The sequence below is a fragment of the Exiguobacterium sp. ZOR0005 genome (assembly GCF_000798975.1).
GTDB lineage: Bacteria > Bacillota > Bacilli > Exiguobacteriales > Exiguobacteriaceae > Exiguobacterium > Exiguobacterium aurantiacum.
Window position 1 is genome coordinate 106,578 of the sequence record NZ_JTLB01000005.1, and the last position, 21,431, is coordinate 128,008.

20 protein-coding genes are annotated in these 21,431 nt (G+C 52.1%); 14 read left to right on the top strand and 6 right to left on the bottom strand.

Going from position 1 to position 21,431, the window contains the following annotated elements; all coding sequences use genetic code 11:
- The first annotated feature begins 48 nt into the window (after nt 1-48).
- Complete coding sequence (gene nadE / locus L971_RS02060; RefSeq protein ID WP_047374070.1) at nt 49-861, top strand: ammonia-dependent NAD(+) synthetase; 813 nt, start codon at nt 49-51, stop codon at nt 859-861.
- A gap of 39 nt (nt 862-900) precedes the next feature.
- On the opposite strand, the gene L971_RS02065 is transcribed toward nadE, so the two are convergent.
- Nucleotides 901-1,287: a disulfide bond formation protein B gene (locus tag L971_RS02065; protein WP_024369966.1), complete on the bottom strand. Its 387-nt coding sequence runs from the start codon at nt 1,285-1,287 to the stop codon at nt 901-903.
- A gap of 110 nt (nt 1,288-1,397) precedes the next feature.
- Between L971_RS02065 and L971_RS02070 the strand changes: the two genes are divergently transcribed.
- The 5 genes from L971_RS02070 to L971_RS02090 all read left to right on the top strand — a co-directional run bounded on the left by L971_RS02070 (nt 1,398) and on the right by L971_RS02090 (nt 6,865).
- Nucleotides 1,398-2,276: a LysR family transcriptional regulator gene (locus L971_RS02070; protein WP_024369967.1), complete on the top strand. Its 879-nt coding sequence runs from the start codon at nt 1,398-1,400 to the stop codon at nt 2,274-2,276.
- Nucleotides 2,273-3,394 (top strand): N-acetyldiaminopimelate deacetylase, encoded by a 1,122-nt coding sequence (locus L971_RS02075; protein ID WP_024369968.1) that lies wholly within the window; start codon nt 2,273-2,275, stop codon nt 3,392-3,394. The genes L971_RS02070 and L971_RS02075 overlap by 4 nt, the downstream gene beginning before the upstream one ends.
- A gap of 266 nt (nt 3,395-3,660) precedes the next feature.
- Nucleotides 3,661-5,049, top strand: a complete 1,389-nt coding sequence (locus L971_RS02080) for a cytochrome ubiquinol oxidase subunit I (RefSeq protein WP_024369969.1) — start codon at nt 3,661-3,663, stop codon at nt 5,047-5,049.
- Nucleotides 5,050-5,063: 14 nt separating this feature from the next.
- The gene (locus L971_RS02085) at nt 5,064-6,095 is read left to right on the top strand and encodes a cytochrome d ubiquinol oxidase subunit II (RefSeq protein ID WP_024369970.1); all 1,032 of its coding nucleotides are present in this window, start codon (nt 5,064-5,066) and stop codon (nt 6,093-6,095) included.
- A 107-nt stretch (nt 6,096-6,202) separates the two neighbouring features.
- Nucleotides 6,203-6,865, top strand: coding sequence for a TrkA family potassium uptake protein (locus tag L971_RS02090; protein ID WP_024369971.1), 663 nt, complete (start codon nt 6,203-6,205; stop codon nt 6,863-6,865).
- A gap of 30 nt (nt 6,866-6,895) precedes the next feature.
- On the opposite strand, the gene L971_RS02095 is transcribed toward L971_RS02090, so the two are convergent.
- Entirely contained in the window at nt 6,896-7,672 is a 777-nt protein-coding gene (locus L971_RS02095) for a Cof-type HAD-IIB family hydrolase (RefSeq protein ID WP_029335524.1), read from the bottom strand.
- Between the two features lie 219 nt (nt 7,673-7,891).
- Between L971_RS02095 and rnjA the strand changes: the two genes are divergently transcribed.
- Both rnjA and L971_RS02105 read left to right on the top strand, forming a co-directional pair.
- Nucleotides 7,892-9,559, top strand: a complete 1,668-nt coding sequence (rnjA, locus tag L971_RS02100; protein ID WP_024369973.1) for a ribonuclease J1 — start codon at nt 7,892-7,894, stop codon at nt 9,557-9,559.
- Nucleotides 9,560-9,622: 63 nt separating this feature from the next.
- Complete coding sequence (locus tag L971_RS02105) at nt 9,623-11,080, top strand: phospholipase D family protein (protein ID WP_024369974.1); 1,458 nt, start codon at nt 9,623-9,625, stop codon at nt 11,078-11,080.
- A gap of 41 nt (nt 11,081-11,121) precedes the next feature.
- On the opposite strand, the gene L971_RS02110 is transcribed toward L971_RS02105, so the two are convergent.
- Nucleotides 11,122-12,762 carry an alpha/beta hydrolase gene (locus L971_RS02110; RefSeq protein WP_231557544.1) on the bottom strand — a complete coding sequence of 547 codons (1,641 nt, stop codon included), beginning with the start codon at nt 12,760-12,762 and terminating at the stop codon, nt 11,122-11,124.
- Nucleotides 12,749-13,288 (bottom strand): peptide deformylase, encoded by a 540-nt coding sequence (def, locus tag L971_RS02115; RefSeq protein WP_024369976.1) that lies wholly within the window; start codon nt 13,286-13,288, stop codon nt 12,749-12,751. Before def ends, L971_RS02110 begins: the two co-directional genes overlap by 14 nt.
- Before the next feature lie 331 nt (nt 13,289-13,619).
- Here def and pdhA point away from each other — a divergent pair, with 331 nt between their 5' ends.
- The 4 genes from pdhA to lpdA all read left to right on the top strand — a co-directional run bounded on the left by pdhA (nt 13,620) and on the right by lpdA (nt 18,475).
- On the top strand, nt 13,620-14,705 hold the full coding sequence (pdhA, locus tag L971_RS02120) for a pyruvate dehydrogenase (acetyl-transferring) E1 component subunit alpha (RefSeq protein WP_024369977.1): 1,086 nt from the start codon (nt 13,620-13,622) through the stop codon (nt 14,703-14,705).
- Nucleotides 14,706-14,708: 3 nt separating this feature from the next.
- The gene (locus L971_RS02125) at nt 14,709-15,686 is read left to right on the top strand and encodes an alpha-ketoacid dehydrogenase subunit beta (RefSeq protein ID WP_024369978.1); all 978 of its coding nucleotides are present in this window, start codon (nt 14,709-14,711) and stop codon (nt 15,684-15,686) included.
- Nucleotides 15,687-15,762: 76 nt separating this feature from the next.
- Complete coding sequence (locus tag L971_RS02130) at nt 15,763-17,058, top strand: dihydrolipoamide acetyltransferase family protein (protein WP_024369979.1); 1,296 nt, start codon at nt 15,763-15,765, stop codon at nt 17,056-17,058.
- A 4-nt stretch (nt 17,059-17,062) separates the two neighbouring features.
- Nucleotides 17,063-18,475: a dihydrolipoyl dehydrogenase gene (gene lpdA, locus L971_RS02135; RefSeq protein WP_024369980.1), complete on the top strand. Its 1,413-nt coding sequence runs from the start codon at nt 17,063-17,065 to the stop codon at nt 18,473-18,475.
- A gap of 18 nt (nt 18,476-18,493) precedes the next feature.
- Here the strand turns inward: lpdA and L971_RS02140 are convergent, their stop codons facing one another.
- On the bottom strand, nt 18,494-18,940 hold the full coding sequence (locus L971_RS02140; RefSeq protein WP_024369981.1) for a GNAT family N-acetyltransferase: 447 nt from the start codon (nt 18,938-18,940) through the stop codon (nt 18,494-18,496).
- 77 nt (nt 18,941-19,017) lie between these two features.
- On the opposite strand from L971_RS02140, the gene L971_RS02145 reads away from it, so the two are divergent.
- Nucleotides 19,018-19,341: a DUF3055 domain-containing protein gene (locus L971_RS02145; protein WP_024369982.1), complete on the top strand. Its 324-nt coding sequence runs from the start codon at nt 19,018-19,020 to the stop codon at nt 19,339-19,341.
- Nucleotides 19,342-19,448: 107 nt separating this feature from the next.
- Here L971_RS02145 and L971_RS02150 read toward each other — a convergent pair whose 3' ends face one another.
- A complete protein-coding gene (locus L971_RS02150) occupies nt 19,449-20,930 on the bottom strand; it encodes an aminotransferase class I/II-fold pyridoxal phosphate-dependent enzyme (protein ID WP_047374073.1) in 1,482 nt (493 codons plus the stop codon).
- Nucleotides 20,931-21,114: 184 nt separating this feature from the next.
- On the opposite strand from L971_RS02150, the gene L971_RS02155 reads away from it, so the two are divergent.
- Complete coding sequence (locus L971_RS02155) at nt 21,115-21,381, top strand: UPF0223 family protein (protein WP_047374075.1); 267 nt, start codon at nt 21,115-21,117, stop codon at nt 21,379-21,381.
- Nucleotides 21,382-21,431: the final 50 nt, after the last annotated feature.

The following is a 21,431-nucleotide window of genomic DNA, read 5'->3' on the forward strand; positions in this document are numbered from 1 at the left end:
TGTCAGACAATGAGACAAACGAATGGAATACGAGGGAGGAACCCATTGATGCAGCAGCATATCATCGAATCAACACATGTGTTACCCAACATTGACCCGGCTAAGGAAGTACGCCGGCGCATCGATTTTTTGAAAGCGTATGTGAGACGGGCCGGGGCGAAAGGCCTCGTTCTCGGTATCTCAGGAGGTCAGGACTCGACGCTAGCAGGAAAGCTTTGTCAGATTGCGATGGAAGAGTTATGTGAAGACGGTGACGACTACACGTTCTACGCGGTCCGTCTCCCTTACGGCGAGCAACATGATGAGGACGACGCGCAACGGGCAATCGATTTCATCCGTCCAGACAAGGTGTTCACGGTCAATATTAAACCGGCCGTCGACGCTTCGGCTGAAGCGTTCAAACAAGCGACTAGTCTCGAGCTCGGGAACTTCCATAAAGGCAACACGAAAGCACGAGAGCGTATGAAAGTCCAATACGACATCGCGGCGACATACGGGGCGCTCGTCGTCGGGACAGACCATGCGGCCGAATATGTCACTGGTTTTTATACGAAACACGGCGACGGTGCCTGTGATTTGACGCCGCTCACGGGACTTAACAAACGTCAAGGGAAGGCGCTCCTTCATGAACTCGAAGCGCATGAGAGCTTGATTTACAAAGTGCCGACTGCCGACCTTGAAGACGACAAGCCTGGTCTCCCGGATGAAGTCGCCCTCGGTATGACGTATGACGAGCTCGACGACTACCTTGAAGGAAAAGAAGTCGATGCGACGGTCAAAGAGCGGATCGAAACGATTTTCAAACGCTCGCGCCATAAACATCATATGCCGGCCTCGCTCTACGACGAGTGGTGGCAGTAACGAAAAGAGAAGCGGTCCGGCGACCGCTTCTCTTTTCGTTTACTTTTTACGTGAGGGCACGAATTGAATGAGCAAGATGAGTGTGAACGCGATCAAGCTCATGAGCGGGATCGTGACGAACCCAAAATAGTTCACCCAACGGATGAGACAGTCGTTGCTGCAAAACGCGTTTCCGTTTGGGATGCGTTCGAGTACGACGTGATAAAGGGCGATCGCCCAGCCTGTCCCTGCCATCAATCCGACGAACAGACGGTTGACAGAACGGTTCGTGAACATGACCGTCATATAGTAGATGGCGAGCGGATACATAAATATACGTTGGAACCAACATAACTTGCACGGTAAGTAGAGCATGACCTCTGAGTAATATAGGCTGCCGAGCGTCGCGACGGTGGCGACGATAAAGGCGAAATGGTGACGTTGCATCAATGTTCCTCCTGACGACTCAAAATGTATGGGTAAACATGATATGATACAGTGAAGCAATAACGTATCCAGTATACAGGTTTCGAAACGATAGAGAAATAGGTGACGTCATGCAAGTATCAGAAGTGGAAGTGTTAATCGTCCTCGCCGAGGAATTGAATATGCGTAAAGCCGCAGAACGACTTTTTGTGTCGCAGCCGGCGCTCAGTCAACGGCTCGTCACGATCGAGCATCAATGGGGAAAGAAAATATTCGTCCGCTCGACACGCGGTCTCGCCCTCACCCCGGACGGTGAGAAAATCATCGATTTTGCGAAGAAAATGTATAGCGAAGAGCAAGAGCTACGAGGAGAGTTGACGGCGAAGCAAGGTGAGGTGTATGGTACGTTAAAGATTGCTGTCGCCTCCATCATGGGGCAATATTGGTTGCCCCGTGTGTTGAAACGGTTCGTCGAGCGCTACCCGTCCGTTCGCGTCAAACTCGTGACGGGATGGTCGAGCGAGATGATGCGCTACATGCTCGAAGAGAATTTCCATATCGGCATCATCCGGGGTAACCCGGACTGGCGCGGTGAGAAGATGCGGCTCTTTTCCGACTCGCTCCATCTCGTCGATATGCGCATGACCGATTTGAAGCAACTTAAAAATAACGAGCGCTCGTTCATCCAGTTCAAGAGCGACTCGACATACTATCAAGAGATATTAGAATGGTGGCAAGAGCGGTTCTCGAGCCCGCCGATGACGACGCTCGTCGTCGACCAGATCGAGACGTGTAAACAGATGGCGCTCCATGGAATCGGCTTTGCCATCCTGCCGGAGTCGACGATTCGAGACGTGGAGGCGATCCATAAAATTCCGCTCACGTCGTCGAACGGGACGCCGCTCATCCGCGATACGTGGATGCTGTCGACCGAATCGATGCTCGAACTGGCGCAAGTGCGGGCATTTTGGGAAGTAGTGGAAGAAGTGACAAAGGAGAGTGTGGAATGAGTTGGGCGATTGATGCAAGAAGACAGTTACATTTGATTCCGGAACGAGGGTATGAAGAGTTCAAGACGCAAGCGACGCTCGAGCAGTTGATTCGCTCGCTCGAATCACCGCGTGTGCACATCTCTCATTGGCGCACCGGGCTGTTCGTCCGTGTCGACGGACTTGTCGGCGAGAAGACGATCGGTTACCGGGCCGATATGGACGGTTTGCCGATCTATGAAGAGACCGGGCTCGAGTTCGCGTCCGTCCACGAAGGGATGATGCACGCCTGTGGGCATGACGTCCATATGGCCATTGCTTTAGGACTCATTAAACGAGCGGTCGAAGAGCCGCTCGACCATCATCTCGTGATCTTTTTCCAACCGGCTGAAGAAGGACCGGGCGGAGCGGAACCGATGGCGATGTCCGAGATGTTTTATCACTTCCGGCCCGACGCGATGTTCGGCCTACACGTCGCACCGGAATATCCGGTCGGCACGGTCGCTTCGCGTCCAGGCGTGTTGTTCGCGAGCGCGCGTGAGCTTCACTTGACGATTCACGGTAAAGGCGGTCATGGTGCTTTCCCGCACGCCGGTATCGATGCGGTCATCGTTCAAGCGGCGCTCATCATGCAACTGCAAACCATTATCTCACGCAACATCGACCCGATGGGCAGTGCCGTCATTAGTATCGGTAAGGTCTCAGCCGGCACGAAAGAGAATATTATCGCGGAGACGGCGAAACTCGACGGAACGATTCGCGCCTTGTCCGATAAAGAGATGGTCGTCCTCGAGCGCCGGATTCGTCAAGTGATCGCCGGCGTCGAGATGACGTATAACGTTCACATCGACCTCGAGTTCGGTAACCGGTACCACGAGGTCGTCAACGACGAACGGTACTTGTTCCAGTTTGAAGAAGCCGTCGAGGAAATCGGTTATTCGTACAAGACGTGCGTCCCGGCGATGACAGGTGAAGACTTCGGATATATGTTGAAACAAGTTCCTGGCTTTATGGTATGGCTCGGTGTGAATGACATGGGCTCTGGTCTCCACCAGGCGACGCTCAATCCGGACGAGCGGGCGATCGATGTGGCGATCGAACTGTTCGACCACTTTTTCCGAACGGCTATTATCAAGTGACAGTAGCGGACGATCACGTCCGCTTTTTTTGTTGGCAATGTGTGAAATGATGCTTCCGATGTGAAGAAAAAGGGAATTCAATATGATTGTAAAGCGACGATTTTGTTAAGCTTGCTCAAATGTGAACATTTTGCGAACTCAAGCATTGAGACATTACAGCGCTATATAAAATCATTATGATAAGGTTATCCAATGGAAATCATCATTGATTTGGCGTTTCAGGCATCGGTTTGAAGCGATAGAGAGAGATAGGAGGGTATCAATAGATGTTTCAAGATCCTGTCCTGATGAGTCGGGCGTTAACGGCACTCACACTAGGCTTCCATGTGATTTTTGCCACACTCGGCGTCGGGGTTCCACTTTTAATTTTATTGGCTGAATTTTTAGGGATTAAGAAGAAAGATCCGAAATACACGCTCATGGCCCGACGGTGGTCGCGTGGATATGTTGTGACCGTCGCGGTCGGTGTTGTCACAGGGACGGCCATCGGGCTGCAATTATCCTTGCTGTGGCCGAACTTGATGCGTGTTGCCGGTCAGACGATCGCGCTCCCGCTCTTCATGGAGACGTTCGCTTTCTTCTTCGAGGCGATTTTCCTCGGGATTTATTTGTATACGTGGGACCGGTTTAAAAACCCATGGCACCACATGCTCATCGGGATTCCGGTCGCGGTCGGGGCATTGTTCTCCGGTTTCTTCATTACAACCGTGAACAGTTTTATGAACCAACCGGTCGGGTTTGATATCGTCGACGGGAAACTTGCGAATGTGAGCCCGATCGAGGCGATGTTCAGTCCGGCGATGCCGACGAAGATGGCGCACGTATTGACGTCGGCTATTTTGACGTCAGCGTTCATCTTGGCGGCGATTGCGGCAGTACAATTGCTCCGTAGCCATCGCAACAAGCTCGATCAAGCGACAATCGCCTACCATAAGCGCGGGCTTCGTCTCACGATGACGGTCGCGTTGATCTTTGCCATCGCGACAGCGCTCGTCGGTGACTTCTCAGGGAAGTATTTGGCGAAATATCAGCCGGATAAGTTGGCGGCTGCAGAATGGCACTTTGAGACGTCCTCCGAAGCTGAGCTCATTTTAGGGGGCTGGCTCGAAGATGACGGTCAAGGCGGATACGAAGTGCGCGGGGCCATCAAGATCCCGTATGCGCTCTCGATTTTAGCGGGTGGTGTCCCGAACTATGAAGTGACGGGCTTGAATGAGTTCGCCAAGGAGGACCAACCGCCGCTCATTGTCCACTACTTGTTCGACGCCATGGTCGGAATTGGGATGTTGCTCGCGCTCATCTCGTTCCTGTTCGTGCTCGGACGGTATATTAAACGGTTGAATCAATTCAGTAAGCCGATGCTTATTGCCATCGCGGCCGGTGGTCCGCTTTCGATGATGGCCATCGAGTTCGGCTGGTTCTTCGCCGAGTTAGGTCGTCAACCTTGGGCGCTCTATGAGTTCATGCGCACGAGCGAGGCGGCGACGACGTCGGCGAACGTCGGCTGGATGCTTGTCGCTTTCGCGATCCTCTACGCGGTTCTTGGCGTGGTCACGGTGCTCGTCTTGACTCGTCTGTTCAAGGACAACCCAGTCGGGAAAGAACTAAAACAATCGGAACATCGCGGTGAAGCGATGTTTGCCGATGAAGTGTGATCGGAGGGTATGACATGCAGATTCAAGAACTAGGGATTGCCGTCTTATGGACGTTCTTATACGGCTATCTCATCGTCGCATCGATTGATTTCGGTGCAGGATTCTTCGCTTTCTATAGCAAGTACACGAAGCGAGACCATATGGTCAACCGTCTGATTGCACGGTATTTGTCTCCGACATGGGAAGTGACGAACGTGTTTTTCGTCTTCTTCTTCGTCGGCATCGTCGGGTTCTTCCCGGACACGGCCTACTACTACGGGACAGCACTTCTCATCCCGGCCTCGGTTGTGTTGATTCTTCTAGCGATTCGCGGTAGCTTCTATGCGTTCGCGAACTACGGTTCAAAAGAGAGCACGTTCTATATGTTCTTATACGGTGCGACCGGTTTGTTGATTCCGGCCTCGATGTCGACCGTGCTCACGGTCAGTCAAGGCGGGTTTATCAACGAGACGGAAGCGGGTGTCTTCTTCGACGGCATGAAGTTGTTCACAAACTTCTACTCGTGGACCGTCGTCACGCTCGCCATCGTCTCGGTGCTCTACATCAGTTCGATGTTTCTCTTGTTCTATGCAGATAAAGCCGGCGATAAGACGGCGATCGGGCTCGTCCGGAAATGGGCGCTATTCTGGAGTGTCCCGACGATTATCGCCTCGGGCCTCGTCTTCTTCGGACTCAAGTCACAAGCGGCTTGGCACTACGAACGGATTTTGGCGGGTAACTGGTGGTGGTTCGCCGCAAGTTTCATCTTTTTCGTCGTAGCCGTCGCGCTCGTCTATTTGAAGCGAAACTACGGTATCGCCTTCCTCATGGTCATGGGCCAGTTCTTTATGGCGTGGTTCGGTTACGGCTATACGCATTTGCCGTATATCCTGTATCCGTACATCGACATTAACGGCAGTGTCGTCAACGAGTCGATGGCAATCGCGCTCGTCGTCGTCTTCATTCTAGGTTTGCTCCTGCTCGTCCCGGCACTTTATTTGTTGCTTCGACTGTTCTTGTTCGACAACGATTACGTGCGAGGAAAGCGCTCGAGCGGCAAAGCGTAAGACCGGGTCTTCCCGGTCTTTTTTTGTGTAGTCTTTTCGGAGGGAATCAGTTACACTGAACGAAGAATCGAGAACAGAACGCGCTGTTAGAAAGGGATGTATGAGGTATGACAGGTGAATTTGCAGTCATTGGGTTAGGACGTTTCGGAGGGTCGATCGTGCGTGAGCTGTCAGCGAACGGATACGACGTCCTCGCCATCGACGCGGACGAAGAACGCGTCAACGAGTTCATGGGAGTGGCGACGCATGCGGTCATCGCGGATACGACAGATGAGAACGTATTGAAGAGCCTTGGGATTCGCAACTTTGAGCATGTCATCGTCGCGATCGGAGAAAATATTCAAGCGTCCATCTTGACGACGCTCATCTTGAAGGAGCTCGGGGTCCAAATCATCACGGTCAAAGCGACGAACGACTACCATGAGAAAGTATTGCGCCGCATCGGTGCCGATAATATCGTCCATCCGGAACGCGACATGGGTGTCCGGATTGCCAACGGGTTGATGAGCCAGAGCATCTTGGATTATCTCGAGCTGTCAAACGAGCACTCAATTGTCGAGATCAAGGCGTCGGATAAACTCTCGAACAAATCGCTCATCGATTTAGACCTTCGGGCCAAATACGGGGTCAACATCGTGGCGGTTCGCCGCGACGATGACGTGATCATCTCTCCGCAGGCGGACGAGATGATCCTTCCAGAAGACATTTTGATCATCATCGGGAAAGATACCGACCTCGACCGGCTCGAACGAACACTCCGGTCTAGATAAAAACGAGAGGCGTCTGCCTCTCGTTTTGTTTCAAATGAGGTTCATCTTCTTCAATCCGTACTCAATCCCGTCCTCGAGAATCGACTTTGTCACATAATCCGCGACCGCTTTCGTCTCGGCCCGGCCGTTGCCCATGGCAATCCCGGTCCCGACGTATTGAAGCATCGCCAAGTCGTTCAACGCGTCGCCGAACGCATACGTGTTTTCGAGGCGGTATCCGTTCGCCTCGATGAAGTGCCGGACCCCGTCCGCTTTGCTTGCCCCACGATTGATGACGTCCATGGCGTGGGGGTGCCAGCGAATAAAATCGAACTCGTCATAAGTGTCCACGTAATGATGCTCGTCTTCGGGCGTGCAGTAGAGGAGTGTCTGATACACGTCCTGTTCGACGTGGAAATTCGGTTCATAAGTCGGAATCGGCATATCGAGCTCGCCGAGAGACTGTTCGACGACGTGGTCGTTCGCTTTCGTGGCGACTCCGCGGTGTTGCCCGAGATAGACGAGCGTATGGTCGTTATTCCCGGCATGGCCTGTCAGACGGTCGAGGGCGCTCGTCGGTAACGCGTTCCGATAGACGACCTCCCCTTTATGGACGACGATTTGACCGTTGTAACAGACGAAGCTGTCGATTCCGACTTGTGCCGGGATCGTGGATAGCATCGCCGGGCCACGTCCGGTTGCGATGAACGTCTCGACCCCGTTCGAACGAAGTTGTTGGATAGCTTTGATCGTCGAAGGGGGGATGAACGTCCCATCGTGAAGGAGTGTCCCGTCGATATCAAAAAAGACGACTTTTTTATCTTCCATTTGATTCACCATGCTTTCTCTGTCTAATTATGAGTTGTTGCTACACTAGAAAGCATAACATGAAATCGAGAAACCGCCCTCAATCTGACGTCTTTAGTGAAATGTTGTCACAATATGAGCTATAATGAAGAAAGAATCTTACGGAACGTAACAAGACTGTGCGAATTACTTATGTTTCACATAGATGAAAAACAACTAATTGGAGTTAGGAGAGATTAAATGAAGTTTGTAAAGAACCACCAAACTGCTGTGTTCGCGTTGGGCGGACTCGGCGAAATCGGGAAGAACACGTACGTCGTTCAATTCCAAGATGAGATTATCGTCATCGATGCCGGCATCATGTTCCCGGAGGATGACTTGCTTGGGATCGACTACGTCATTCCAGATTATACGTACTTGATCAAAAACAAAGACAAAGTAAAAGGGGTGTTCATCACCCACGGGCACGAAGACCACATCGGTGGCATCCCGTTCCTCTTGAAGCAAGTGAAGTTGCCGATCTATGCGACGAAACTCGCGCTCGGATTGATCAAAGTGAAACTTGAAGAACATGGATTGCTCCGCGAGGCGGAACTTCACGAGATTGATGAGGACGCGATCGTCAAGTTCCGTAAGACGAGCATCTCGTTCTTCCGGACGACCCACTCGATCCCGAACTCGCTCGGTGTCGTCGTCAAGACACCGCAAGGGAACATCGTCCATACCGGCGACTTCAAGTTCGACTTCACACCAGTCGGCGAACCGGCTGACCTTGCCAAAATGGCAGACATCGGAAAGGAAGGCGTGCTCTGCCTGTTGTCCGATTCGACGAATGCAGAAGTCGAAGGCTTCACGATGAGTGAGAAAGTCGTCGGCGGCACGATCAGCGAGACGTTCCGGAAGGCGGAAGGGCGCATCATCTTCGCGACGTTCGCCTCGAACATTTACCGTCTGCAACAAGTCGTCGATGCTTGTGCCGAGACGGGACGCCACTTGGCAATCTTCGGCCGTTCGATGGACAAAGTCATGACGATCGGGCAAGAGCTCGGTTTCATCAACGTACCAAAAGGTATGATCATCGAAGCTAACCAAATGCGTAACTATGAACCGCATGAAGTGGCAATCCTTTGTACCGGATCACAAGGGGAGCCGATGGCGGCGCTCAGCCGTATCGCCAACGGGACACACCGTCAAGTGTCAATCATCCCAGGTGACACGGTCATCTTCTCTTCTTCACCGATTCCAGGTAACGCCATCTCGGTCGGGAAGACGATCGATCAATTGTACAAAGCGGGAGCAGACGTCGTCTATGGTAAGTTGACGAACATCCATACATCCGGCCACGGCTCACAGCAAGAGCAATTGCTCATGATTCGCTTGCTCAATCCAAAATTCTTCATGCCGATTCACGGGGAGTACCGAATGCTCGTCAAACACGCCGAGCTCGCCGAATCGGTCGGGATTCCGAGAGAGAACAGTTTCGTCATGGACAACGGTGAAGTGCTTGCCGTCGATGCCGACTCTGCTGCCATCACCGGTAAAATCTCAGCGAACGCCGTCTATATTGACGGAAATGGTATCGGAGACATCGGCAACATCGTCTTGCGCGATCGCCGCATCCTCTCAGAAGACGGGCTCGTCGTCGTCGTCATCAGCATCGATGGCAAGACACGTAAACTCGTCTCAGGACCTGACATCATCTCGCGCGGCTTCGTCTATATGCGCGAGTCGGGCAGTTTGATTCGAGACGGCGAACGTTTGCTCAAAAAGACGGTCGAACAAGGCTTGTCCAATAAGCAGATGAAGTGGTCGGAAATGAAACAACTCGTATCCGACACGCTCACACCGTACTTGGCGCAAAAAACGAGACGGCACCCGATGGTCCTACCGATCATCATGGAAGTATGACCGAACGGGCTGTAGGCGACTACAGCCCGTTTTTTTAGAGAACAAAAACAAGGGGATGATGCGATGAAACAGAAACAGCGTAAAAGAAGTTGGTGGAAGTGGGGCCTCGCCGTATTTTTATTATTATTCCTCGTCACGATGATTTATCATCAAGTAAAACCGCTCCCGGAAGGGGTGTCACGGGCTTCTGAACCGGTCGCGATCTCGGACGATCAAATCGACTTCTTGTTCGATCTGACGTACCAAGGGGAAGACACGGAAGTGAACGAAATGGAGATATTCCAAGACGTGGAACGGTCGATCCGTGAGGCACGGGAATATGTCGTCATGGACTTTTTCTTATTCAATCCTTATTCGAATGAAGACCGTGAATATCCGACCATCACGGCGCGACTGACGACAGCGCTCCTCGAACAGATGGAAGCGCATCCCGATTTGAACGTCGTCGTCATCACCGACGAGATCAACACGACGTATAACGGGCATCCGGCCGACCATCTCGACTTGCTAGAAGAGGCGGGCGCTGAAATCGTCTATACGAACCTCGACGCGCTTCGCGACCCGAACATTTTATACTCGACTTTGTACCGGATGATGTTTCAATGGTTCGGAGATAGCGAGAACGGCTGGTTGCCGAACCCGATGGCGAAATCGGCACCGGACATCACGATCCGTTCGTATTTACGGCTCTTGAACGTGAAGGCGAACCATCGCAAAGTCATGGTGACCGAAAATGAAGGGTTCGTCTTGTCGGCGAACCCGCATGACGCGAGCGGTTATCACTCGAACGTCGGCGTCCGGCTCGACGGACCGATTCTTGCCGACATTCTTGAAGGCGAGGAAGCGATCGCCCGGTTCTCGAAAGGAGACGAGGCGAGATTCCCGGACGAAGAGAAATTGGCGAACCTTCGGGAAGAAGACTCGGACGGACCGATGCAAATCCGTTACGTGACCGAGTCGAAGATTGAAGATGCGGTCATCGACGGCATGGACCAGGCGAAGGCAGGGGAGACGATTTGGGTCGGCATGTTCTATTTGGCTGACCGGGATATCATCCACGCCATCCATCGGGCCGCAGAGCGGGGCGTGTTCGTCAAACTCATCCTCGACCCGAACACGAACGCGTTCGGTCGGGACAAGTCGGGACTGCCGAACTTGCCGGTGACGGCCGAACTGAACACGGTCAATCCTGATCAAATCGAGATCCGGTGGTACGAAGTCGGGGACGAACAGTATCATCCGAAATTGTTGTACGTCGAAGGGGAGCGACAAGTCGTCGTCATCGGTTCCGGCAACTACACGGCGCGCAATATGAACGACTATAACTTAGAAGCCGACGTTGAAGTCGTCGCGACGACCGAGACGGAGTTTATGACTGAAGTGGACGGCTACTTCAAACGGTTGTGGAACAACGAAGAAGGAACGTATACGCTCGCGTACGACGAGATTCAAACCGATTTGCCGATCGGCAAATATTTGATTTATTGGTTACAGAAGCTGACGTGGACGATGACGTACTAAATGAAAAGCCCGCCTCCATGATGGAGGCGGGCTTTTTGGTGTTAATTCGTCTCGACAGGGTTGAACTCGTTCGTGTACTCGTACAAGAATCGGCCCGTATCCCGGAGCACGTCCGTCTTCCGATGGAGCGAGAAGTGGTCGTACGGGACGGTCTCGGTCGTGATGTTGTTCGTGTACTCCTCGAGCAGGAGCGAACTTGTCGGTTCGATCAAGTTGAACTCCCCGCCGCGCCCGGCGAACGACAACACTTGCACGGAGCGAGGCCACGTCTCGAGTTTGGACTGGAACGCCTGGAGTCCGTCTGACGTCGGCGATAGGTCGCGAATGGCGGCGCTTCCTGTGTTGACACCGAAGTTGCTCGCCGACAGACCGAAGTTGGCGAGGCGGGTGCCACCGAACGGGCTGTCGTACGAGACGAACTTGTCGATCAAATAGTCATCTTGGTTCAAAATATAGTTCGCGGCGGCGACACCGCCCATGCTGTGACCGATCAAGTACATGCGATCGAACGACTTGTTGCGCTCGGATTTATACGTCTCGATCGCCACGTTCAACCATTTCGTCTGATTGTTCAATGACGCCTCGGCGTCTTCATACTCGATGCGGACGATCGGACGGTTCGAGCTATAGTCGTTGATAACACAGTCGACCTCGCTCTCGGTCGAGACGGTACAGAGCGCGCCGTCCTTGGCGAGTCCGCGCTGTTCCATGAACTGCGAGAAGCGCAAGAACGTCCGGTCGGTCCCGAGCAGCCCGTGCACGGCGAACGTCGGAATGAACTCGTCAGTTTGCGCCGCTTGACGCACCGCCTCGGCTTTCCGTTCCGTCGTCAGCTCTTCCCGGACGGTCACGATGATGATGGATAGCGCCAAGACGACGATGATCACACCGAGCAGACGTGACCGGAGCGACGTCTTGTTCGGGTCCCCGACGTTTTGCCGATATTTTCGCCACACGAAGAAACTGGCGAGACTGAAGACGACGAAGGCGACGACCGTGATGATCCACGCTTTGATGTTCGGGACGTGGGCGACGAGCGTCATGTTGTTTTGCCGGCCCCCGTACACTTGCCATTCAACGTGTTTCATCGAACGAGGGTCGAGGCCGGTCCCATCTTCGACGAACACTCCGGTCGGAACGGTCAAATTGAAGCGGATATCGGCTTGGCGGACGTATCGTTCGGCGAGCTGTTTCGGTGACCCGCTCAAATTGACGCCCGGCAACTCGATGCGGTCGAGCCGAAGGTCGAGGTTCGTATTGAGCACGTATGAGTCGAACCAGATGCCATCCTCTTTTTGGACGTCGAACTCCATGTCCGGCGGGACGAGGATACCGGCCGGCCCGGTCTTCCATTCTTCTTTTATATTTTGTAGGTCATCGACACTCGCGAACGTCTTTTTCAATACCATGCCTTCATAGTCATCTTCGCTCGAATAGTCGCGGGTCGCATAACCGTTATCGTTCGCTTGTTGTTTCCACGTATCCCAATCTAGTCGTAAATTGAGCAGTTTCATCACCGGATGGTCGCGAAACGCATACGTCGTCTCGAGCGTGACGGATTGGTCGTAATGGACGGTGGCATCATATTCGATGCGGACACATCCTCCGATTAAAAGAAATAAAAATGGGAATACTAACAACAGCGCCTTTTTTTTCACGTTCGTCACCTCAGATCGGCTCACCGTAAGTCTCAAGTGGATTGGTCGGGTTGATGCGGTCATAGAACAAGACGCCGTCTAAGTGATCGAGTTCGTGCTGGCAGACGATGGCGCGCATGCCACGAAGTCGCAATTTGATCGGATTGCCGTCGCGGTCGAATCCTTCGAGCGTGATGCGGCGATGGCGCGGGACGTTCCCTTTGACGACACGGTCAACAGACAGACATCCCTCACCGCCATTTAAAAACGTCTGTTCGACGGAATGGCTCGTGATTCTCGGATTGAAAATCGAGAGCTTGAACGTCTCCTCTTCTTCTGCGAGCAGGACGGTGAAGAAACGGCGATTGACCCCGAGCTGGGGAGCGGCAATGCCGACACCGCCTCGAAGTTCGTATTTTTCACTAATCTCCGGGTCCTGGCTGTTCACGAGGAACGTCTCCATCTCGTCGAGCAACGCCAAGTCTTCAGCCGTTGGCGGTACCGGGACTTCATTCGAACGAAGGCGGAGCCGGTCGTCTCCTTCACGAATCACATCTTTCATCGTTAACATGTACAACTTCCTTTCCAAATTTCGATATGACTCATTATATCATATTTAATGTAGAAAACCTCGAGATGGTACAGAAGGTGAAATGAAAATGATACAGAGACGAAATGAGTGAAAAGATGTGTTCATGTAAGCGTTTTTATAAGGTGAGCATATTTTTTGCGTTATTATAACAACCCGTTTTATACTGTCTAAGAAACGGCAGGAGCAGAATTACTTTCCTGTATCACGTTAATACAGATTGCTTTTTTGGACAGATACACTTAAGATTTGAGGTAGTGTTTGATCACAAAAAAGACAATTGTCTCATAGTTGAAAGGATGAGGTGAAACGAATGAACAACGTTCAGGTACTTCAAAACGTGGAAGAAAACTTCCAAACGTTCCGTATTCTCGACGAGAAGGGCGAAGTCGTCAACCAAGACGCTATGCCCGACGTAACGGACGAGCAACTTCAGGAGCTTATGCGCCGCATGGTCTATACTCGAATTTGGGACCAACGTGCAATCTCACTTAACCGCCAAGGTCGCCTAGGATTCTACGCGCCAGTGGCTGGACAAGAAGCAACGATGATCGGGACGCAATACGCGCTCGACAAACAAGACTGGATCCTTCCAGGCTACCGTGATATCCCACAACTCGTATTCCACGGACTTCCGCTTTATCAAGCGTTCTTGTTCTCACGTGGACACGTGGCGGGTAACCGCATCCCTGAAGACGTTAACGTCTTGATGCCGCAAATCATCATCGGGGCACAAATCATCCAAGCAGCGGGTGTGGCAATGGGCCTCAAACGCAACGGCAACACTAACGTCGCCATTACTTACACTGGTGACGGTGGTTCATCACAAGGTGACTTCTACGAAGGCTTGAACTTCGCGGGTGCATTCAAATCACCAGCCATCTTCGTCGTACAAAACAACCGCTTCGCCATCTCGACACCTGTCGAGAAGCAAACTGCAGCTAAAACGATCGCGCAAAAAGCTGTAGCAGCGGGCATCAACGGCATCCAAGTTGACGGAATGGACGTGCTTGCTGTCCTCGCCGCAACACAACAAGCGCGTAAAGACGCACTTGAAGGAACACCGACGCTCATCGAAGCACTCACATACCGTTACGGACCACATACGCTCGCTGGGGATGACCCAACACGTTACCGTACGAAAGAACTCGATACTGAGTACCAAGAGAAAGATCCACTCGTACGTTTCCGCCTCTTCCTCGAAGGCAAAAAGCTTTGGAGCGAAGACATGGAGAACGAAGTGATCGAGCAAGCGAAAGCTGATGTGAAAGAAGCGATCAGCCTCGCAGACAAAGAACCAAAACAAAAAGTTTCGGACTTCATCAACAACATGTTCGAAGAACTTCCTGCTAACTTGAAAGAGCAGCTCGAAGAATATACTGCAAAGGAGTCGAAGTAAGTTATGGCTCAAATGACAATGATCCAAGCGATTACTGATGCGATGCGCGTTGAAATGAAGCGCGACGAGAAAGTACTTCTTTTCGGAGAAGACGTTGGTAAAAACGGTGGGGTATTCCGTGCGACGGAAGGTCTCCAAGACGAGCTCGGCGAAGACCGCGTCTTCGATACGCCGCTTGCTGAGTCTGGTATCGGTGGTCTTGCTATCGGTCTCGGTCTCACTGGCTTCCGTCCAATCATGGAAGTTCAATTCTTCGGTTTCGTCTTCGAAGTATTTGACTCGGTCGCAGCTCAAATGGCACGGATGCGTTACCGTTCAGGCGGCGCTTACAGCCAGCCGATCACAATCCGTTCACCGTTCGGTGGCGGTGTAAAAACACCTGAACTTCATGCGGATAGCCTCGAAGGCTTGATGGCTCAGACACCTGGTCTTAAAGTCGTCATCCCGTCGACTCCGTACGATGCAAAAGGACTTTTGATCGCGTCAATCCGCGATAACGACCCTGTCGTCTTCCTCGAGCACATGAAGCTTTACCGTTCATTCCGTGGCGAAGTACCTGAAGGCGAATACACGATCGAGCTTGGAAAAGCAGACGTGAAGCGTGAAGGAACTGACGTTTCGATCATCACATACGGTGCGATGGTCCACACGTCACTCAAAGCAGCGGAAGAACTCGAAAAAGAAAACATCAACGTTGAAGTCATCGACCTCATGACAGTGAGCCCGCTTGATATCGATACAATCGTCGAGTCTGTTAAAAAGACTGGCCGTGCGATCGTCGTTCAAGAGGCACAGCGTCAAGCAGGTATCGCAGCGAACGTTGTAACTGAAATTCAAGAACGCGCAATTCTTCACCTCGAAGCTCCAGTGCTTCGTGTGACTGCACCTGACACAGTTTTCGCCTTCGCACAAGGGGAAGACGCATGGTTACCTGACCATAAAGATGTCGTTGCAAAAGTTAAGGAAGTTATCAACTTCTGATCGTGTTCATTTGGCGATGAGGGAGAATTGTCTCCCTCATCGTGTTTACATGATTATTTGATGGGAGGAAAAACCAGTGGCAGTATTCGAATTTAAATTACCAGACATCGGTGAAGGAATTCACGAAGGTGAAATCGTCAAGTGGTTCGTAAAAGATGGGGACACAGTAAAAGAGGATGACATCCTCCTTGAAGTGCAAAACGACAAAGCTGTCGTTGAAATCCCAGCTCCAGTTGACGGGACGGTCAAAGAAGTCAAAGTCTCTGAAGGAACAGTTGCCGTCGTCGGCGACGTACTCATCACGTTCGATATCGAAGGTGACGCGCCAGCAGGCGAAGAGGAAGCAGCACCTGAACAGCCAAAAGCTGAAGAGAAGACAGAAGAGACAGTCCAAGCTGACGTGAAAGAAGACGGCCCGCGTGAAGTCCAACTTCACAAATCGGAGCGCGTCATCGCAATGCCTTCAATTCGCAAGTACGCTCGTGAAAAAGGCGTCGACATCCGTGAAGTCAAAGGTTCTGGCGATAACGGCCGCGTCTTGAAAGAAGACATCGATGCGTTTGCAAACGGTGAAGCACCAGCAGCAGAAGCTACAACAGAGAAAACAGAATCTGTAGCTCCAGCAGCGGCTGCGAAAACGGAAATCAAGCCTTACGAGTCAGCTACACCTGAACTCGAAACGCGCGAGAAGATCCGTGGTATCCGTAAAGCGATCTCGAAAGCAATGGTCAACTCGAAACACACGGCTCCACACGTTACACTCATGGACGAAGTCGACGTCACGAAACTTGTCGCACTCCGTAAAGAGTTCAAACAAGTCGCGGCTGACCAAGGCGTGAAACTCACGTACTTGCCGTTCGTCGTCAAAGCATTGACTGCTGCAGCGAAAGCTTACCCAGCGATCAACGCGTCAATCGACGATGTGAACGAAGAAATCGTCTACAAAAACTACTACAACATCGGTATCGCTGCTGACACGGACAACGGCCTCGTCGTTCCTGTCGTCAAAGATGCGGACCGTAAATCAATCTACGCACTTGCTACAAACATCAATGAGCTTGCCGGTAAAGCACGTGAAGGCAAACTTGCTGGGGACGACATGAAAGGCGGATCGATCACGATCACAAACATCGGTTCTGCTGGTGGACAATGGTTCACACCTGTCATCAACCACCCAGAAGTTGCGATTCTCGGTATCGGCCGCATCGCTGAAAAAGCTGTCGTGAAAGACGGCGAGATCGTCGCAGCACCTGTGCTCGCACTCTCATTCAGCTTTGACCACCGCCTCATCGACGGTGCGACTGCGCAAAACGCTCTCAACATGGTGAAACGTTTGCTTCAAGATCCAGCACTTCTAATGATGGAGGGATAAGAACATGGTAGTAGGAGAATTCGCACAAGAAACTGATTTGCTTGTCATCGGCGCCGGTCCTGGTGGATACGTCGCAGCCATTCGTGGTGCTCAGCTCGGACTTAAAGTCACGATCGTTGAGAAAGGAAACTTCGGCGGTGTCTGCTTGAACGTCGGTTGTATCCCGTCAAAAGCGTTGATCACGGCTGGTCATAACTTCCAGCACGCAAAAGGTCACTCGTCAATGGGGATCACATCTGACAACGTTTCAGTCGACTTCACGAAAGTCCAAGATTGGAAACAATCGGTCGTCAACAAATTGACGGGCGGCGTCAAAGGTCTTCTTAAAGGCAACAAGATTGAAATCGTTCAAGGGGAAGCGTTCTTCGCATCTGAAGACACAGTTCGTGTCATCACAGAAGACAGCTCGACTCCTTACAAATTCAAAAAAGCGATCATCGCGACTGGTTCGACTCCGATCGAGATCCCTTCGTTTAAATGGTCAAAACGCGTCCTTTCTTCAACTGGCGCATTGGCGCTTTCTGAAGTACCGAAGAAACTTGTCGTCATCGGCGGCGGGTACATCGGTATGGAGCTCGGTACGGCATATGCGAACTTCGACACAGAAGTTGTTGTCGTTGAAGGCGCAAGCGACATCTTGTCTGGCTTCGAGCCGCAAATGACGCAAATCGTCAAGAAGAAGCTCAAACAAAAAGGGAACGTCACAATTCACACGAACGCACTTGCAAAAGGCGTCGAAGAAACAGAAGACGGCGTGACTGTTAAGTTTGAAGTGAACGGCGAAGAGCAGTCTGTTGAAGCGGACTACGTCCTCGTCACAGTCGGCCGTCGTCCGAACACTGGCGACATCGGTCTCGAGAACGCGGAAGTGAAAGTCAGCGACCGCGGCATCATCGAAATCGATGACCAGTGCAAAACGTCGAACGAAAACATCTACGCGATCGGCGACATCGTTCCAGGACCACCGCTCGCGCACAAAGCTTCATACGAAGCGAAAGTCGCAGCGGAGGCAGCTGCCGGTAAGCCAGCTTACCTCGACTACTCAGCAATCCCAGCGGTCGTCTTCACTGATCCTGAACTTGCGACAGTCGGTTACACTGAGCCGCTCGCGAAAGAAGAAGGACTTGAGATCACAGTATCGAAATTCCCATTCGCAGCGAACGGTCGTGCTCTCGCACTCGACGAGCCAGACGGCTTCATGAAGCTCATCACGCGTAAAGAGGACGGTCTCTTGATCGGTGCTCAAATCGCGGGAACTGGCGCTTCTGATATGATCGCTGAGCTTGGTCTCGCCATCGAGGCAGGTATGACGGCCGAAGATATCGCGCTTACAATCCACGCTCACCCATCACTCGGTGAGATGGCAATGGAAGCGGCAGAAATCGCAATGGGTATGCCAATCCACGTCGTTAAATAAGAACGAAAAAATCTCTCGCTATTCGTAGCGAGAGATTTTTTTAATGTAATGGACGGTGCGCTCAACTTCTCGAAACCCGACACGTTCGTGAAACTGCTGGCTGCCCGTATTGTCGATTTCAGTGTCCGACGCGAGTTCGCTACATCCGTGTGACAATGCGTACACCGCTGCCGTCTCGATCAGTTTCGTGGCCACGTCATTGTCTCGTTCCGGACCGACGACGTAAATGCCTTCGATGAACGCTGTCGGTTCATCGGTCGCGCCGGGCACGTAATCATAGCGAAAACTCATTTGGCAAAATCCGATCGGCTCGTCGGTGACGGCGAGGAAATATCGCATCTTGTCGGAGCGGAGGCCGAGTCGGACTTCAGCCGACAGTTCGGCAACGGACGCGCCCGGCCAAAGTTTGTGCATCAAATGGACTAGTGTTTGTACGTCTCGTGACGTCGCCGTTTTGATTTGCATCACGCAACCTCCTTTTAGGTTTCATACCCAAGTATAAAGGAAAAATATATAGAGATGTTAGAAAGGAGGGACTACTCATGGCGTTCGATGAAGAGTTATTATATACTGTCTCCGAAACGAGCCGGGTTCGCTTCACTGGTATTGAGACGGAAATGTCACGCTACGATTTCGGTTTTGTCTATACACATCAATTTATGGGGAAAGTACTCGTCGTCTGCATGCAGACCGGCCAATCCGCCCTTCTCGACATGCATGCGTTAGAAGAACCGAGACAGCTCTATCCGATGCTTGGCATCGCGTTACGTGATACCGATCATGTGGCCGAGTTTTTACGACTCTGTCTGGAAGAAAAAGATATCAATCATGATGAGGCCGAGAAATCTTCTCTTGAAAAAATGTAAGCGTTTTCTTATAATGGTAAGTAGGGGAAGCAATTCGATCATCATAAGCCACCTTTTCTTTTGATGACAACAAAGCGAGCCGGTCCATGGACCGGCTCGCTTTCGTGTTAACGGATTGCTTTCGTCTGCTGAATCACTTTGATCATTTGGAGTGATTCGTCTTCAAGTCCTTGGACCGGGAGACCCGCTTCGATGTTGGCGGTAATATAGTCGAGCGTCGAGGCCGTGATGAGCTCGCCTGGGATGATGATCGGGATTCCAGGAGGGTACACCATGATGAACTCGGCCGAGATTCGTCCGACAGCGTTCTCGAGCGGGATCGTCTCCGTCTCTTCATAGAACGCATCGCGCGGGCTGAGCGCGAGCGGAGGGATCTCTGGCAGCATGATCGACAACGAGTCGTTGCCAGACCGCTTGTACACCGAGACGACGTCGCGCATGCCGTCGATCAGTGCTTGGATCGTCGATTCGTCGTCAGCGCTCGTCACGATGAACAACACGTTGAGTAGATCAGACATCTCGACTTCGATACGGTGCGTCTCACGTAAATACTTCTCGACTTCAAACCCGGTGATTCCGAGTTCACGGACCGAGACGAGCACTTTTGTCTCATCGAGCGCGTACGTCGACTCAGAGTGGAGTTCGGTATGGCCGTAGACGGACAAGTGAGGCATCTCGTTGATAGCTGTACGAGCCGTTCGCGCGAGCGTCAAGGCACGTTCGTTCATCGCCTCACCTTTCGTCGCGAGCTGACGACGGGCCGCGTCGAGCGAGGCGAGGAGCAAGTAAGACGTCGAAGTCGTCGTGATCATCGACAGCATCGCGTGAATTCGTTCAGGTGAGATGAGACCACGGCGCACGTTCAAAATCGAACTGCCTGTCATCGAACCACCGAGCTTATGCACACTCGTCGCCGCGACGTCAGCGCCTGCCTGCATCGCTGAGAGCGGCAACTCGTCGTGGAACGGCAAATGGACGCCGTGCGCTTCGTCGACAAGTACTGGAACGTCCTGGGCATGGGCCACAGCGACAATTCGTTCGAGGTCGCCGGCGACGCCGAAATACGTCGGGTTGATGACGAGGACGGCTTTCGTATCCGGATGCAATTCGAGCGCACGCTCGACGGCGCTCGCCGTGATGCCGTGGGCGATGCCGTACGTCTCATCAAACTCCGGATGGATGAAGATCGGGTGGGCTCCTGTCAAAACGAGCGCCGACATGACAGACTTATGCACGTTGCGCGGGACGATAATCTTTTCGTTCGGTCCGACGACACCCATGATCATCGCCATGATGGCGCTTGACGTCCCTTGTACCGAGAAGAATGTCTCGTCGGCACGGAACGCGTCGGCGGCAAGTCGTTCCGCTTCAGCGATAGCTGCTTTCGGATGGTGCAAGTCATCGAGCGGTGCGATGTTGATCAAATCGATTTTGAGCGCGTTCTCGCCGATGAAGTCACGGAACTCCGGGTCCATCCCTTTTCCGCCTTTATGGCCGGGAATGTGGAATGCGATCGGGTTCGTGTCGACGTGCGTGAGCAACGTGTCAAACAACGGTGTCTCGAGCTGTGTGGCAGCTTTCAATTTCAATAGTGAGCCCTCCTTGGAATCAGTTTGTAGGTGAGGTCGGTCAATAAAATCAAACTATATGTCTTTCCCCAATTGGCGTTTAGGAACTAGTGATAAAAATGATGCAACAAAAAAACTATAGAGATTTCCAACCCAACTTGCAATAGTTTTTTTTGTTGATACAATGGGTGTCGAGGTGAACAATATGCAAATCAATTATCCGATCAATCCAGACTGGACGACAGAAGAGCTTATCGACGTCGTCGAGTTCTACAATCAAGTCGCACTCGCGAATGAAGGTGGCGTCGAACGGGAGGCATTTTTAGACGCGTATCGGTCGTTCAAACAAATCGTGACGTCGAAGTCCGAGGAAAAACAATTGAGTGCGGTACACGATGAACAGACCGGATACTCAACCTATCGTACGGTCCAAGCGGCATTAAAATCAAATACGAAGATTTTAAAAGTGTGAGTGTAGAAAGTGTGAGGAGACGGAACCGTTTTCTCATGCTTTTTTTTGTT